General features: G+C 67.1%; 13 protein-coding genes. 4 read left to right on the top strand and 9 right to left on the bottom strand.

The genetic code is table 11. The features are described 5' to 3' along the window. Positions 1–91: 91 nt before the first annotated feature. The 3 genes from ACQ651_RS04360 to ACQ651_RS04350 are packed head-to-tail and all read left to right on the top strand — an operon-like array spanning position 92 to position 2,806. Positions 92–796 carry a GntR family transcriptional regulator gene (locus ACQ651_RS04360; RefSeq protein WP_375552627.1) on the top strand — a complete coding sequence of 235 codons (705 nt, stop codon included), beginning with the start codon at positions 92–94 and terminating at the stop codon, positions 794–796. A gap of 44 nt (positions 797–840) precedes the next feature. Further along, entirely contained in the window at positions 841–1,920 is a 1,080-nt protein-coding gene (locus tag ACQ651_RS04355) for a Gfo/Idh/MocA family protein (RefSeq protein ID WP_430448487.1), read from the top strand. Between the two features lie 43 nt (positions 1,921–1,963). Further along, on the top strand, positions 1,964–2,806 hold the full coding sequence (locus ACQ651_RS04350) for a BadF/BadG/BcrA/BcrD ATPase family protein (protein WP_430448486.1): 843 nt from the start codon (positions 1,964–1,966) through the stop codon (positions 2,804–2,806). A 121-nt stretch (positions 2,807–2,927) separates the two neighbouring features. On the opposite strand, the gene ACQ651_RS04345 is transcribed toward ACQ651_RS04350, so the two are convergent. The 6 genes from ACQ651_RS04345 to ACQ651_RS04320 all read right to left on the bottom strand — a co-directional run bounded on the left by ACQ651_RS04345 (position 2,928) and on the right by ACQ651_RS04320 (position 10,186). Next, the gene (locus tag ACQ651_RS04345) at positions 2,928–3,638 is read right to left on the bottom strand and encodes a VIT1/CCC1 transporter family protein (protein ID WP_227285490.1); all 711 of its coding nucleotides are present in this window, start codon (positions 3,636–3,638) and stop codon (positions 2,928–2,930) included. Positions 3,639–3,679: 41 nt separating this feature from the next. Then, positions 3,680–5,089 carry an FAD-binding oxidoreductase gene (locus ACQ651_RS04340; RefSeq protein ID WP_430448484.1) on the bottom strand — a complete coding sequence of 470 codons (1,410 nt, stop codon included), beginning with the start codon at positions 5,087–5,089 and terminating at the stop codon, positions 3,680–3,682. 497 nt (positions 5,090–5,586) lie between these two features. Then, positions 5,587–6,729 carry a flavodoxin-dependent (E)-4-hydroxy-3-methylbut-2-enyl-diphosphate synthase gene (ispG, locus tag ACQ651_RS04335; protein WP_375552631.1) on the bottom strand — a complete coding sequence of 381 codons (1,143 nt, stop codon included), beginning with the start codon at positions 6,727–6,729 and terminating at the stop codon, positions 5,587–5,589. Positions 6,730–6,810: 81 nt separating this feature from the next. Continuing rightward, complete coding sequence (locus ACQ651_RS04330) at positions 6,811–8,013, bottom strand: helix-turn-helix domain-containing protein (protein ID WP_375552632.1); 1,203 nt, start codon at positions 8,011–8,013, stop codon at positions 6,811–6,813. A gap of 166 nt (positions 8,014–8,179) precedes the next feature. Further along, positions 8,180–9,403, bottom strand: a complete 1,224-nt coding sequence (gene hemA / locus ACQ651_RS04325; RefSeq protein ID WP_430448482.1) for a 5-aminolevulinate synthase — start codon at positions 9,401–9,403, stop codon at positions 8,180–8,182. A 204-nt stretch (positions 9,404–9,607) separates the two neighbouring features. Then, positions 9,608–10,186 (bottom strand): 5-aminolevulic acid synthase, encoded by a 579-nt coding sequence (locus ACQ651_RS04320; RefSeq protein ID WP_227285486.1) that lies wholly within the window; start codon positions 10,184–10,186, stop codon positions 9,608–9,610. Between the two features lie 179 nt (positions 10,187–10,365). On the opposite strand from ACQ651_RS04320, the gene ACQ651_RS04315 reads away from it, so the two are divergent. Continuing rightward, entirely contained in the window at positions 10,366–11,739 is a 1,374-nt protein-coding gene (locus tag ACQ651_RS04315) for a M20/M25/M40 family metallo-hydrolase (protein ID WP_430448480.1), read from the top strand. A 98-nt stretch (positions 11,740–11,837) separates the two neighbouring features. On the opposite strand, the gene ACQ651_RS04310 is transcribed toward ACQ651_RS04315, so the two are convergent. Genes ACQ651_RS04310 through ACQ651_RS04300 form a run of 3 tightly spaced genes read right to left on the bottom strand, consistent with a single transcriptional unit; the run spans position 11,838 to position 14,853 of the window. Then, on the bottom strand, positions 11,838–13,193 hold the full coding sequence (locus tag ACQ651_RS04310) for an MATE family efflux transporter (protein ID WP_430448478.1): 1,356 nt from the start codon (positions 13,191–13,193) through the stop codon (positions 11,838–11,840). A 50-nt stretch (positions 13,194–13,243) separates the two neighbouring features. After that, positions 13,244–14,143: a nickel/cobalt transporter gene (locus ACQ651_RS04305; protein WP_375552636.1), complete on the bottom strand. Its 900-nt coding sequence runs from the start codon at positions 14,141–14,143 to the stop codon at positions 13,244–13,246. Beyond that, entirely contained in the window at positions 14,128–14,853 is a 726-nt protein-coding gene (locus ACQ651_RS04300; protein ID WP_227285482.1) for a DUF1007 family protein, read from the bottom strand. Before ACQ651_RS04300 ends, ACQ651_RS04305 begins: the two co-directional genes overlap by 16 nt. Between the last annotated feature and the right edge of the window lie 53 nt (positions 14,854–14,906).

Below are 14,906 nucleotides of genomic sequence, written 5' to 3'. Positions count from 1 at the left end.
ATCCTCCCCCGGATGCGCAGTTTCGACTTGCGTAGCATCGGGTTTGGGGTAGATCAATGGTATATCAATTTCCGCGCGGGAGGGCGCCGAGATGACCGAACCGGGCGCCTTGCCGGCCTATCTCCAGATCAGCGAGCTGCTGATCCGCGACATCGCCGCGGGGCGTCTGGCCGACGGGCAGCGCCTGCCACCGGAGCGCCGGATGGCGGCGGATCATGGCGTGTCGGTGGTGACGCTGCGCAAGGCGCTGGCCGAGCTTGAGCGGCGCGACCTGCTGGAGCGCCGGCAGGGCTCCGGCAACACGATCCGGGCGGGACAGAACGCGCGCGGGCTGTATGCGCTCTTCCGGCTCGAACTGCTCAATGGTGGCGGCCTGCCCACGGCGCGGCTCCTTGATCTGCGCAAGATGACCAAACCCGACGACATCCCGGATATCGGCAATGTGGTCGATTTCGGCTGGCGCATCCGGCGGCTGAGGTTTCTGAACAAGCTGGCTGTCGCGGTGGAGGAGATCTGGCTCGATGGCCGCTTCACCGGCGATATCCGCGCCGTGGATCTGAGCCAGTCCCTTTATCTCTATTACCGGGACGCGCTCCGCCTGTCGGTTTTGCGCGCCGATGACAGGGTGGGCATCGCCGAGGCGCCGGACTGGGTGCCGGACGCGTTCGGCCTTGCCGCGGGCGCCACGACCGGCCTTGTCGAGCGCCGCGCCTGGAGCCAGCATAACGAGCCGGCGGAGTTCTCCCGCACCTGGTTCGATCCCGCCCGTGCGCGCTACGTGGCGCGGATCAGCTGACGCCACCCGAATGAACTGACGTTCCACAACAGGAAAGAACGCATATGCGATACGGCATCATTGGCTGCGGCATGATGGGGCAGGAACATATCCGCAATATCCGGCTCTTGCTAGGTGTCACCGTCGCGGCGATCGCGGAGCCGGATCCGGGCATGCGGGAAACGGCGCGGGCGCTGGCCCCGGATGCCGCGTTTTGCGACAGCATCGCCGAGCTTCTGGCCCGCCCCGATATCGACGCGCTGGTGATCGCCACGCCCAATCATCAGCATCTTGCGCAACTGGAGGAAATCGCGGCGACCCGGCCCCTACCCGTCCTTGTGGAGAAGCCCGTTTACACCGATCCGGCCGAGGCGCCGCGGCTGGAAAAACTTCAGGTCAGCTATCCTGCCCTGATCTGGGTCGCATTGGAATATCGATATATGCCACCGATTGCGAAATTCCTCTCCCTGGCCCAGGAAGAGACCGGCGGCATCGCCATGCTGAGCATTCGGGAACACCGGTTTCCGTTTCTTCCGAAGGTCGGGAACTGGAACCGCTTCAATCGCAACACCGGCGGCACGATGGTCGAAAAATGCTGTCATTTCTTTGACTTGATGCGCCACACACTGAATTCCGAACCGGTTCGGGTGATGGCCAGTGCCGGGCAGGCCCTGAACCATCTGGAGGAGCGGTATGGCGACGAGATCCCGGATATCTGGGACCATGGCTACGTGATCGTCGATTTCGCAAACGGGGCGCGGGGAATGTTGGAATTATGCATGTTCGCCGAAGGCTCCCGCTATCAGGAAGAGCTGTCGGCGGTCGGCCCGCGCGGCAAGATCGAGGCGCTGGTGCCCGGGCCCGGACGGTTCTGGCCCGCCCATCTGGGCCCCGCCCCGGTGCCGCGCGTGATCGTCAGCCCGCGCATGCCGCAGGGCCCGCGCGAGATGGAAATTCCGGTCGATCCGACACTGCTGGAGGCCGGAGACCACAATGGCGCGACCTTCTATCAGCACCGGCTGTTTCTGGAGGCCGTGCAAAGCGGCATGCCGCCCGCGGTCAGCCTGAGCGACGGGATTGCGGCGGTGCGCATGGGGCTGGCCGCGCAGGAGGCGGCCCGCGAGGGGCGGGTCGTGACCCTGTGATGACCGCTGGCCGGGGATCGCCTTGCCGCGTAGATTGCCCTTCATGAGGGCGCGGATCACGATCGGGATAGACGGCGGGGGTAGCGGCTGCCGGGTGGCGATACGCCTGCCCGGTGGCGGCGTGCTGCGGGTCGATGGCGGCCCGGCCAACGCCTTCACCGATGCCGGGCGCGCGGGGGTCGAGATCTCGGAAACCCTTGGGCGCGCGCTGGATCAGGCGGGGCTGACACGGGCGGTTCTGCCACGGGCCCGGATCTGCGCCGGGGTCGCGGGTTGCCGCCTGCCGCCGCTTGCCGCGGAACTGGCCGCACGGCTGCCGTTTCCCGCGCGGATCGTTGATGACAGCGAGACGACGCTTCATGGTGCCTTTGCGGGGGGCGACGGGACCTTGGCGAGCCTTGGCACCGGGTCGTTCTTCATCCGCAAGGCGGGCGGGCATCTGACCCATCTGGGGGGCTGGGGCTTTGCCCTTGGCGACGAAGGCTCGGGCGCGTGGCTGGGCCGGCGGGCGGTCGCGCTAAGCCTCAAGGCGGTGGAGGGGCGGATCGCGGCAGATGCCCTGAGCGACGCGCTGATGGCCCGGCTTGCGCCGCATCCGCTGATCACCCTGAGGGACGCGGCGCCGGTGGATTACGCGGCGCTCGCGCCCGTGGTGCTGGACCATGCCGGATCGGCGCTTGGGCAATGCCTGATCGGGGAGGCCGTGGCCGAGGTGACCCGCGCGCTGGACGATCTGGGCCATGTCCCGGGTGCGCCGCTGGTCCTGACCGGCGGTTTCGGCAAGGCGCTCGCCATGCATTTGCCTGAGGGGTTGCGGGCCGGTCTTGTCCCGGCGAAAGGCAGCGCGCTGGACGGGGCGCTGGCGATGGCGGCGGCGCTGCCCTGAGCGCGGTGCATCCGGCATGTGGGCACAATCGTCCCCCGGCTGACCGGACGGTCCGGCGCATGTCACCCCCCGCGCGCCCGATGGTGTTTGCTTTTCAGGTGACCCGTGCAATGGGCCGGGCTCAGAGCGCCTGCCCCACCAGCGCACCGATGACCGATGTGGCGGCCATGGCCAGGACACCCCAGAGCATCACCCGCCCCGCCGCACGCAGTTTCGGTGCGCCGCCTGCCTGTGCGCCGAGCCCGCCGAGGATCGCCAGCGCCAGGAGCGTGGCAATCCCCACCGACGGCAGAACCATCGCAAGCGGGCTCATCATGGCCACGATGAGCGGCACGCCCGCCCCGAGCGCGAAGGTCGACGCGGAGACGACGGCCGCCTGAAGCGGGCGCGGTGGCGACAGATCGGTCAGCCCGATCTCGTCCCTGAGATGGGTGCCGAGCGCATCGGCGCGGGTCAGTTCCTGGGCCACTTCCGTGGCAAGTTCGGTGCTGAGCCCCCGGGCCCGATAGATCGCCACCAGTTCGCGCAGCTCCCCTTCGGGATTGCGCTTCAATTCGGTTTTCTCGCGCGCGATATCGGCGCGCTCCACATCCGCCTGGCTGGACACGGAAACATATTCGCCCGCCGCCATGCTCATGGCGCCGGCCACCATGCCCGCCACGCCGGCCAGGATCATCTCCACCCGGTCCGCGCCGCCGGCGGCCACCCCCACGATGAGAGACGCGGTGGACAGAATACCGTCATTGGCGCCCATGACGGCCGCGCGCAGCCAGCCGGAGCGGCCGGAGAGATGAGGTTCCTTATGGGCGGTGAAGCGATGCGTTCCGGTCATGGGGGTTCTTTGGACTACGGAGGGGACGGGAGGAGGCTAGCTCAGGTCGGCAGGCCGATCTTGCCGGGGTTGAGGATGTTGTACGGGTCGATCCCCGCCTTGATCGCCGCCATCACCTGCATGGCGGGGTCGCCCAGCTCGCGGACCAGATAGGGCGCCTTGCCCTGCCCGATGCCGTGTTCGCCGGTGCAGGTGCCATCCATCGAGATGGCCAGATCGTTCAGCCAGCCGACGAAGTTTTCGGCCCGCGCAACCTCGGCCGTGTCGTCCATGTCGATCAGCAGAAGGACATGGAAGTTGCCGTCGCCCACATGGCCCACGACCGGGGCGACGAAGCCCATCTCGGCGGTCTTCTCCTGCGCCGCGGTCACGCAATCGGCAAGGCGGGAGACCGGAACGCAGACATCGGTGGAGATGCCCTTTGCCCCGGGCCGCAGCGCAAGCGAAGCCCAGTAGGCATCGTGACGCGCCTGCCAGAGGCGGTTGCGCTCTTCCTCCAGCGTCGTCGCCTCGAACCCGTCCGCACCGAAGTCGCCCGCGATTTCGCCAAAGGCGGCGGCCTGTTCGGCCACGCCCGTGGGCGAGCCATGAAACTCCACCAGCAGGAGCGGCGTTTCGGGCAGGCTGAGCCGGGAATAGGCGTTGACGCCCCGGACGGTCAGCGCATCCAGCAGCTCGATCCGGGCGATGGGCAGGCCGTACTGGATGGTGGCGATCACGGTGTTGCAGGCGGCCTCCACGCTCGGAAAGGAACAGGTGGCCGCGGAAATTGCCTCCGGAATGCCCTGCAGGCGCAGCGTCAGTTCGGTGATCAGGCCAAGCGTGCCTTCGGAGCCGACCATCAGCCGGGTCAGATCGTAGCCCGCGGAGGTCTTGCGGGCGCGCGCGGCGGTTTTCAGCACCTCGCCCGAGGGCAGGACCGCTTTCAGCGCCAGCACATTGTCCTTCATCGTGCCGTAGCGGACCGCATTGGTGCCCGAGGCATTGGTCGCGGCCATCCCGCCGAGCGAAGCATCGGCGCCGGGATCGATGGGGAAGAAAAGGCCCGTGTCGCGCAGATGGGTGTTCAGCGCCTTGCGGGTCACGCCGGGCTCGATCACCACATCCATATCCTCGGGATGCACGGCGAGGATCCGGTCCATCTGGCTGAGATCGACGCTGATGCCCCCCGCGGGGGCGTTCACATGGCCTTCCAGCGAGGTGCCGGTGCCGAAGGGAATGATCGGCACACGGTGGGTGGCGCAAATGCGCACGATCTCCTGCACCTCCTCGGTCGTATGGGGAAAGACGACCGCGTCGGGGGGCTGGTTCTTCAGCCATGTCGTGGTATGGCCATGCTGTTCGCGCAGCGCGCGGCCCGTATCCATGCGCGGGCCGAACCGTTGGGCGAGGATACCCAGAGCCGCGGTAATCCCGTCTTCGTTGCGCGGCAGATCGGCCAGAAGCGCCATGGCGGTGGTCCTTCACAGTTGTCTCCGGCCCAGACTATGGCCTTTTCTGCCCAAGGTGTATCGGAATTCGCGGGCCCGCCGCCGCAAGGGCCACCCCGGGGCGCGGATGGAGGAACAGGGGCGCGGCGCACGCCCGGCACGGCGGGGGCCGCTTATCCACAGGTTTCGGGGCGCGGACAGGGATGATTATGCAGATGTCACCGGGGCTTTACGTGGCTGACATGTTCGTCGGCAGAGTCGGCCCTGCCTGCTTTGGCCCTCCGGTCCGCGGCAGTCTGCCCTACCCGGCCCCCGGTGCTGGCCCCCAACAGCGCAGAGCCGGGACCCTTGTTCCGTCAGGCAGATTGCCGGGGACCGGAGACCTGAGGCCCCAGGCACGGCCCCCGGGGAATTACCCCCTGCGGTACGATCATTTGATGAAGTGTGGGGTGGCCCCCAGGGGCTGCCCCTATTTCTGCCGGCCCGGTGCGGCGGCGCGGAACCTGCCCCTACCCGCGCTACTCCGCAGCCTGGCTTGCGGCGTCTTCGGCGGCACGGGCTTGTTCAAGCTCGGCGGCCTTTTTTTCCACCTGTTCGACGATATGCTCGATCATCTCGTCATTGGACAGCTTGTGGCTCTGCTTGCCCGCAAGATAGACCATGCCGCTGCCGGCCCCGCCGCCGGTGAAGCCCACATCGGTCATCAGCGCCTCGCCCGGGCCGTTGACCACGCAGCCGATGATGCTGAGGCTCATCGGGGTCTTGATATGTTCCAGACGCTGCTCCAGCGCCTCGACCGTCCTGATCACGTCAAACCCCTGCCGCGCGCAGGACGGGCAGGAAATGATGTTGACCCCGCGATGGCGCAGGCCAAGGGATTTCAGGATTTCGAAGCCGATTTTCACCTCTTCGACCGGATCGGCGGAAAGGCTGACCCGCATCGTGTCGCCAAGCCCCGCCCATAGCAGATTGCCCAGTCCGATGGCCGATTTCACGGTGCCGCCGACAAAGCCGCCGGCCTCGGTGATGCCCAGATGGAAGGGCGCATCGGTCTGTTCGGCCAGCATCTGATAGGCCGCAACCGTCATGAACACGTCCGACGCCTTCATGGAGATCTTGAAGTTCAGGAAGTCGTTGTCTTCGAGGATCCTGATGTGATCGAGACCGGATTCCACCATCGCATCGGGACAGGGCTCGCCGTATTTGTCGAGCAGGTGCTTTTCCAGCGATCCCGCATTCACCCCGATCCGCATGGAGCAATTGTTGTCGCGGGCCGCCTGAATGACCTCCTTCACCCGGCTTTCGTCGCCGATATTGCCGGGGTTGATCCGCAGGCAGGCCGCGCCGGCCTCCGCCGCCTCGATGCCGCGTTTGTAGTGGAAATGGATATCCGCCACGATCGGCACCGGGCTTTCGGCCACGATCTCCTTCAGCGCCCGAGAGGACGCCTGATCCGGGACCGAGACGCGGACGATATCGGCCCCCGCCTCCGCGCAGGCCTGAACCTGCGCGATGGTGCCTTTGACATCGGTGGTCAGCGTGTTCGTCATGGTCTGCACGGTTATCGGGGCGTCGCCGCCCACGGGAACGTTGCCCACATGGATCTGCCGGGTCTTACGGCGATCGATATTGCGCCATGGGCGGATCGGATTATGCGACATGCGCGAAAACTCCGTCGGATCGGCGTGAGAGTCAGATTGAAAGATAGGCCGACCGGGCCGCGGGCACAACGCCCTCGGGCCTCATTCGTCTGCCTGGGGCTCGTCGCTCAGAACCAGGGCGGCCACTTCGGCCAGATCCGGGTCGGTCGTGGCGTCGGCCATCACATAGGCCTCGGAGATCGCATCGGCGGAAAGGACCACGTCGCGCGCCACGGAGGTTCCGGGACCCGCAGGGCCCATGGTGACGCCGTTCACCGCGAAATAGAGCGAGCCGGAATTGCCCGCGCGCAAGGTCGGCGGCACTTCCGAGGCGGGCAGCACATAGCTGTCGCCCGCGTTCAGCGTGCCTTCGTAGATCACCGTGCCGGAGGCGGATGTGACGCGCACCCAGGAGGGGCGGACGGCAAACAGCATCACCTCGTCCCCGGTGCGTTCGGTCACCTGCACCTGACTGCCCGTGGGCGGGGTGTCGGCAAGGGGCAGCGGATCGCCGGTCAGACGGTGCACCGCCGGCGCCAGCGCCCCGACCTCGTCGGGGTCGAGCGTGGCAAGCGGCTGGTCGCGCGGGGTCATCACCGGCACATCCAGCGCCTGAGGGCGGTAAAGCCGGTCGAGCGCATCGGCGGCGGGAACGGCAGTGGCCACATCATCGGGCAGGTCGGCGCCGAAATTGCCATCGACCGCGCCGCCGAGCGGCGCCAGCGTGGCCAGCGTATCGGGAGCCTGTTCGACGGGCGCGAATTGCAGGCGCTGAATGTCGTTCAGCACCGCCCAGGCGCCGTAGCCGATGCCGACGACCAGCGCGATCAGCACCAGCGCCGAGCCCATCGCACCGGGCTCCACCTTCGAGAATACGCTTTCGCGCTCCGGCGCGAAGGAGACCCGCGCGGCCCTGATCACGTCATTGGGGTCGACACGCCCCGGCGCTTCGGCCAGCGAACGCTTGGCAAGCCCGGCCTGACGGGCGGAAAACCCGTGCACGCCGGAAAACCCGCTTTCCCTGCAGAATCTCTCGAAGGTCCATTCGGGATCGAGCCCCAGATAACGGGCATAGGAGCGTACGTATCCGGCGATGAAACCCTGCGAGGAGAAGACGGAGAGATCGGCGTTTTCGATGGCCGCGATATAGGCGGCCTTGATCTTCAGTTCACGCTCGACATCAAGGAGGGATTTGCCGAGCGTCGCGCGCTCGCCGCGCATCAGATCGCCCAAGGGCACGTCGAGAGCTGCGAACTCCTCGAACGGTACACCCGGCACCTGATGTTCTACCCTGTCATGGCCCATACCGGCCCTGCCCCGCGCTTTTATCCGGACCCTTTTCCACCAATCGGCGGATCGGGCCCGCATTGTTGGTTCGGCGTCGTCATCCCCGAACGGGTGATTCCCCAATCACCCGCGTTTGAAACACCTTATCACAAAGGGAGAAGCCTGTGCACCAGCAGAAAAAGGCTCAGGCGCTCAACTCGGCACGATTCAGCGCACAATGGCTCCAGAGCCCGTCCATGGCGCGCACCAGCCCGTCGAGCATTTTCGGATCATGAACCGGCGAAGGCGTGAACCGCAGCCGCTCGGTGCCGCGCGGCACAGTCGGGTAGTTGATCGGCTGCACGTAGATCCCGTAATCGGCCAGAAGCATGTCGGAGATCTTCTTGGTATGGACCGGGTCGCCCACGATCACCGGTACGATATGGGAGCCGTGATCGATGATCGGCAGGCCCATCGCCTTCAGGCGCATCTTCAGCACCCTGGCGCGTTCCTGTTGCAGATCGCGGCGGGTCTGGTCGGTCTTCAGATGCCGTACGGAGGCGGCGGCCCCAGCGGCTATGGCCGGCGGGATCGACGTGGTGAAGATGAAGCCCGGCGCATAGGACCTTATGGCGTCGCACATTTTTGCGCTTGCCGTGATATAGCCGCCCATCACGCCATAGGCCTTGCCCAGCGTGCCGTTGATGATGTCGATCCGGTCCATCAGACCGTCACGCTCCGCCACGCCCGCGCCGCGCGGTCCGTACATGCCCACGGCATGCACCTCGTCGATATAGGTCAGCGCGCCGAATTCGTCGGCCAGATCGCAGACCTGCTCGATCGGGCCGAAATCGCCATCCATGGAATAGATCGATTCGAAGGCGATCAGTTTCGGCGCGTCCGGGTCGTCGGCGGCCATCAGCTCGCGCAGGTGGTCCATGTCGTTATGGCGGAAGATACGCTTGGCGCCGCCATTGCGACGGACCCCTTCGATCATCGAGGCGTGGTTCAGCGCATCGGAATAGATGATGAGGCCCGGAAACAGCTTGGGCAGCGTGCTCAGCGTCGCGTCATTCGCGATATAGGCGGAGGTGAAGACAAGGGCGGCCTCCTTGGCGTGCAGATCCGCAAGCTCGGCCTCCAGCGCCTTGTGATAGACCGTTGTGCCCGAGATGTTGCGCGTACCGCCCGAACCCGCGCCGGTGGCATCCAGCGCCTCTTTCATCGCGTCGAGCACGACCGGGTGCTGGCCCATGCCCAGATAGTCGTTGCCGCACCAGACGGTGATCTCCTGCGTGGAGCCGTCGGGCCGGGTCCAGACCGCGTGGGGGAACTGACCGCGCCGCCGCTCGATATCGATGAAGGTCCGATACCGCCCTTCGTCATGCAGACGGTTCAGGGCTGTATCAAGCGCGCTGTCGTAGTTCACTGGCTGTCTCCCTTCCGGGTGGGCTCCGGACTGTCATCCGGGACCTGACCCAAAGACGCTGGCTGTCTCTTCCCGCCGCCCCCGAGCGAACGGCCATCTCTCTCTTCTGCCGCTGACTTATGGCGGCGGGGCTGTCTTGGCCAAGTTACAAATTGCCGCGCTGTGTACTTTGACATGTGTCAAGCAAGCGGCGGAAACCTCTCGTTAATCGGCGATGACGGCACGGCAATCCGCCTGCCCGCAGGCGGCATTCGCGGATGTCTCTGTATCGCCTATCCCCCAGGCGCCGGTGGCCGGCGATATCGCGAAGACCTTGGGCCGGTCGGCCCGCCGGTAATCGCCGCGCAGGACCGCGCTGGCCGATGCGCTGAGCTGCAGGGCCGCGCCCGGCTCCCAGCCGCGCGGACGCACGACCAGAACCACCACGCAGTCCGCGCCCTCCTCCCGGCCGGCCTCGCACTGGGCCAATGCGGCGGCCCGCGCCGCAGCCTCGTCATGGTAGTTTCCGACGGCGGCGGTCGTGACCGGGTTGGCCAGCCCCGCATCGGGTGCAATCGCCAGAGCGCCGTAATAGAGCATATCCGGCAGCAGCCCCTCGTCGATCGCCCCGCCCAGCAGCGCGATTTCGGCCGCATTCAGGCTTTCATGGGGGATGACCACACCCTCGGCCTGGCCGCGGGGCGAAAACAGCATTCGCTGCGCCTCCCGGCCGGTCGGCAGACTTTGGGCCAGAACCGGCAGGCCCAGGGCCGCAATCGCAACTGCTCCGATAATGGCGCGCATGTCTCCGCTCCTCTTGCTGCGTTCCAAACTCTCCGCCGGTGGCGTTCCGGTCCCTCCGCCCGGCGCGTGGGCCGGTGTCGCGCGATGTAGCGGATCGGCCCGGCTCCGGCAACCGCTGGACACCGCGCGGGAGCGGCGTAATGTTCGGCGAAACCGCCTGACCCGAAGGAAACACACCCATGTCCCTTGATGCCGTTCTTGCCCGAATCGACGCCGATCTGGATGCCGCCACCGACCGTCTGATGGAATTGCTGCGCATTCCGTCGATTTCCACCGATCCGGCCTTCAAGGCGGATTGCAGCAAGGCCGCCGACTGGCTGGTGAACGAGCTGACCGAGCTTGGCTTCGACGCGTCGGCGCGGCCCACGCCCGGCCATCCGATGGTTGTGGCCCATGGCGACGGGGATGGCCCGCATGTCCTGTTCTACGGGCATTACGACGTGCAGCCGGTGGACCCGCTGGATCTGTGGCATCGCGATCCGTTCGATCCGGCGATCGAGGAGACGCCCAAGGGCAAGGTCATTCGCGGACGCGGTGCGGCCGACGACAAGGGCCAGTTGATGACCTTCGTGGAGGCCTGCCGCGCCTGGAAGGCGGAAACCGGCACCCTGCCCGCCCGGGTGACGATCTTCTTCGAAGGGGAGGAGGAAAGCGGATCGCCCTCGCTGATCCCGTTTCTGGAGGAAAACGCCGACGAACTGCGCGCCGATATCGCGCTGATCTGCGACACCGGGCTGTTCGACCCCGAAACGCCCGCAATCGTCACGCAGTTGCGCGGGCTTCTGGGGGAGGAGATCCGCGTCACCGGCCCGTCGCTCGACCTGCATTCGGGGATGTATGGCGGGATCGCGATGAACCCGATCCGGGCGCTGACCAGAGTTCTGGCCGGGCTGCATGACGGCAACGGCGTCATTCAGGTGCCGGGCTTCTACGACGATGTGGCCGAGCTGTCGCCCGGGCTGAAGGCGCAATGGGACGCGCTCGGCTTCGACGAGGCGCGGTTTCTGGGCGATGTCGGATTGTCCGAGAAAGCGGGCGAAATCGGGCGTTCGGGCCTTGAGATGGTCTGGTCCCGGCCCACGGCGGAGATCAACGGGATCTGGGGCGGCTATACGGGCGCGGGGTTCAAGACCGTCCTGCCATCGGAGGCACACGCCAAGGTCAGTTTCCGGCTGGTGAGCGGTCAGGATCCGCTGAAGCTGCGCGAGAGTTTCCGGGCCTGGGTGCGGGACCGGCTGCCAGCCGATTGCGAGGTGAGCTTCGCCGATCACGGCGCCTCCCCCGCCGGCCACATGGATACTGGCCACCCCGCCTTCGAGGTTGCGCGGGCGGCGCTGTCGGCGGAATGGCCGAAACCGGCAGCCTTCATCGGCTGCGGCGGCTCGATCCCGGTGGCGGGGTATTTCAAGAGCCATCTGGGCATGGACGCGCTGCTGGCCGGGTTCGGCAATGATGACGACGCCGTGCATTCGCCGAACGAGAAGTACAATCTGAGCAGCTTCCATCGCGGCATCCGGGCCTGGGCACGGGTGCTGGGCGGCCTCGCCACCTGAACGCGGCACCCATGCGGCTGGCGGCGGGTGCCGCCAGAGGGAAGAGATACTTGGCAGGCGGGGCGCGGCGGTTTCCGCCATGCCCCGCGCGGTCGCGGTCAGGCCGGGTTCGTCAGCCGGGCCGGGCCGCGCCAGAACCGCGCCATCATCAGCGCGCCTGCAAAGGCCAGCCCCACGACGAGACCGAGCCAGATCCCCACGCCACCCATGCCGAGGAGGAACCCGAACAGGTAGCTGCAGGGGATGCCGATCAGCCAGTAGCTGAAGACCGCGTAAAGCATCGGCAGGCGCGTATCCTGCACCCCGCGCAGAAGGCCGAGCGCCATGATCTGGGCCGCATCGGCCAGCTGGAACAGGGTCGCCACCGCCAGCAGCCCCGAGCCGATGGCGATGATCTGCGGCCTGAGCGGATCGGCGGGATCGACGAAGACCGACATCAGCGGTTCCGGCAGGGCGAGGAACAGCACGATGGTCAGCGCGACCATGATCGCCGAGAGGGTCAGCGCGGCGATGGCCACATGGCGCAGGGCGGAGACGTCGCTGCGCCCCCAGGCATGGCCGGCGCGCACCGTTGCCGCCGAGCTGAGCCCCACATGCACCATGAAGGTGACAGACACGATCTGGAGCGCCACCCCGTGAGCGGCCAGTTCCAGCGTGCCGATCCAGCCCATCATGATCATGGTGGCAATGAACAGCCCGCCTTCGGACAGCAGCGTCAGCGCGATGGGCCAGCCAAGGCGGAAGACCTGGCCGAACGCCTCCCAGTCGGGGCGCCAGAGCCGGGCGAAGAGATCGTATTCGGCCACGCCGCGCGCGCGGGCCGCGTAGACGGCGATAATGATCATCATCACCGCATTGGTGCCCAGCGACGCGATGGCCGCGCCCTGCAGGCCCAGTTCGGGCGCGCCCAGATTGCCGAAGATCAGCACCCAGTTCAGCGCCACGTTCATGGCCACGCCCGCCAGCGTGGACCAGAGCACGACCTTGGTGTGTTCCAGCGCCGACAGGTGGCTGCGCAGCACCAGAAACATCACCGCGAAGCCGATCGCGCCGCCCGCGATGCGCAGATAGGATTGCGTGTCGACGGCGACCTGCGGCTCCTGCCCGAGGGCCAGCAGAAGCGGCCCGGAAAACCAGAACACCGGCAGGGTGGCCAGACTGAAAAGCACCGCGATCCAGAGACCCATGCGGGTCACCCGGCGGACCTGCGTCTTGTCGTCATTGGCGACGGCGGCGGCCACCATCGGCATCACCGCAAGCGCGAAGCCCAGACCGACGACCAGAACGATATGGAAATAGGACGCGCCGAGCGCCACGGCGGCCAGTTCGGGCACACCGTACCAGCCGACCATGATCGTATCGGTCAGCCCGATGGATATCTGGGCCAGCTGGCCGCCAATGAGCGGCAGGCCAAGCGTGAGCGTGGCGCGCATATGGGTGCGGAACGGAGACATGACGATCCGGGCTTATCCGGGGTTGGCGGACTTGCCAAGATGCGCGTTGGCTAAATCGCGCCCAGCGCCAGACGGCCCGCCAGAAGCGCGATGACGATGCCGGCCCCAAGCTCGATCATCGGCTGCACGCGGGCGATGGCCGCGCTGCCCGGCAGGCTGGCCAGCGCGCCCTCCCGCAGGGTCACGGCGGCAATGGCCACGGCCACCGTCACGCTTGCGGTGCCAAGCCCCATGGCCAGTGCACCGGCGATGCCGGTGGCGAAGATGCCCATCTGCGCGGTGAGGATCAGGACGAACAGCGCGCCGGTGCAGGGCCGGACCGCCACCGCGCCCACCAGCATGGCCGTATCGCGCCAGCCGGTGGCGCGCTCCAGATCCGCGGGCGCGGGCGCATGGGTATGCCCGCAGGTCGTGCAGAGACCATCGGGCCCGTTGGCATGGGCATGGGCGTGGGCATGCCCGCCACCCAGCGCGCGGGCCCCGCGCCAGGCCAGCCACAGCCCCACAAGGGCCACCAGCGCGAAGCTGAGCGGCGCGAAGCTGTCTTCGGCAAGGCCGGTCATCCGCTCCCGGCTCCACCCCAGAACCCAGAGCCCCGCCGCGACAAGCAGAATGGCGGTCAGGGCCTGTGCAAGGCTCGACAGAAGCGCGATACCCGACAGACGCCAGGGCCCCACCCGCCGCGCCGCGCCATAGCCGCCGATCAGGATCTTGCCGTGGCCGGGCCCTGCGGCATGAAAGAACCCGTAGGCGAAACAGAGCGCTGCAAAGGCGGCCATGGCGCCGGGGTCGCCCGCGCGGAGCGCGCGGAGCGCCCGGGCCAGCGCGTTCTGCGTGTCGCGCTGCTCCTCCATGGCCCAGCGCAGAAGCATGTCGTCGGCCCCGGTCAGAACCAGCGCCGCCAGCCCGAGGGCCAGAAGACCGGCGAGCAGGATCAGGGCGCGGCGCATGTCACCACCACCCGATCGGCAAAGACCGCGCCCACGGCGGGAAAATTGTCTTCGGCGGAGACCGCGCCGCCGATCCGCTCGATCTCGGCCTGAAGCGTGGCATAGGCGGCATCCAGATCGGCGCGCACCAGCCGGGGGGTGCAGCCGTCGCGGCCCGAGATCGCCATCGGCAGCGTCATCTCGAAGGCGATATAGAATTCGGGATCGTAGATCGCGGCTTCCAGCGGCAAGGCGGCGGAGGCAGGGCCGGTGACGGGGCGCCGATGGGTGGTTTCCAGATGCCCGTCCGTCAGGGTCAGGCTGACCGGTTCGGGCGCGCCGATATCCAGCACAGCACCATCCGCCGAGAGGGTCAGCCCCCCCTCGAACCCTGCGCCCCAGTTGAGGTCGAAGCCAAGAGTTCGGGCAATTTCGTCTTCGGTGAGAACGCCGTCGAAATCCGGGTCCAGCCCATAGTCCTGAAGGATCAGAAGCGAGTAAAGCTCGTCATAGCGCCATGTCACCCGCACCTCCACAAGGCTGCCGCTGTCATCATGGATCAGGTCGAGCCCCGCGTCGATGAAGATATGCGGATGCGCGCCCGCCAGCGTGGGGGCCGATGCCAGGAAGGCCGACAGGGCGAGAGGGCGCAGAAACGATCGCGTCATGAGCGCGATATAGGACCCTTCGGCGGCCCGCCGCAACCGCCCGAACCCCACGCCGGCAGACACCTGCCCAAGCCATTGTTTCGCAAAACCTGGTTCATTGTTGTGGCGCTGATCCA

It is taken from the genome of Rhodophyticola sp. (genome assembly GCF_965284195.1).
Classification (GTDB): domain Bacteria; phylum Pseudomonadota; class Alphaproteobacteria; order Rhodobacterales; family Rhodobacteraceae; genus Rhodophyticola.
Note: the sequence above shows the minus strand (reverse complement) of the source record. Positions and strands in the feature narration are given on the sequence as shown.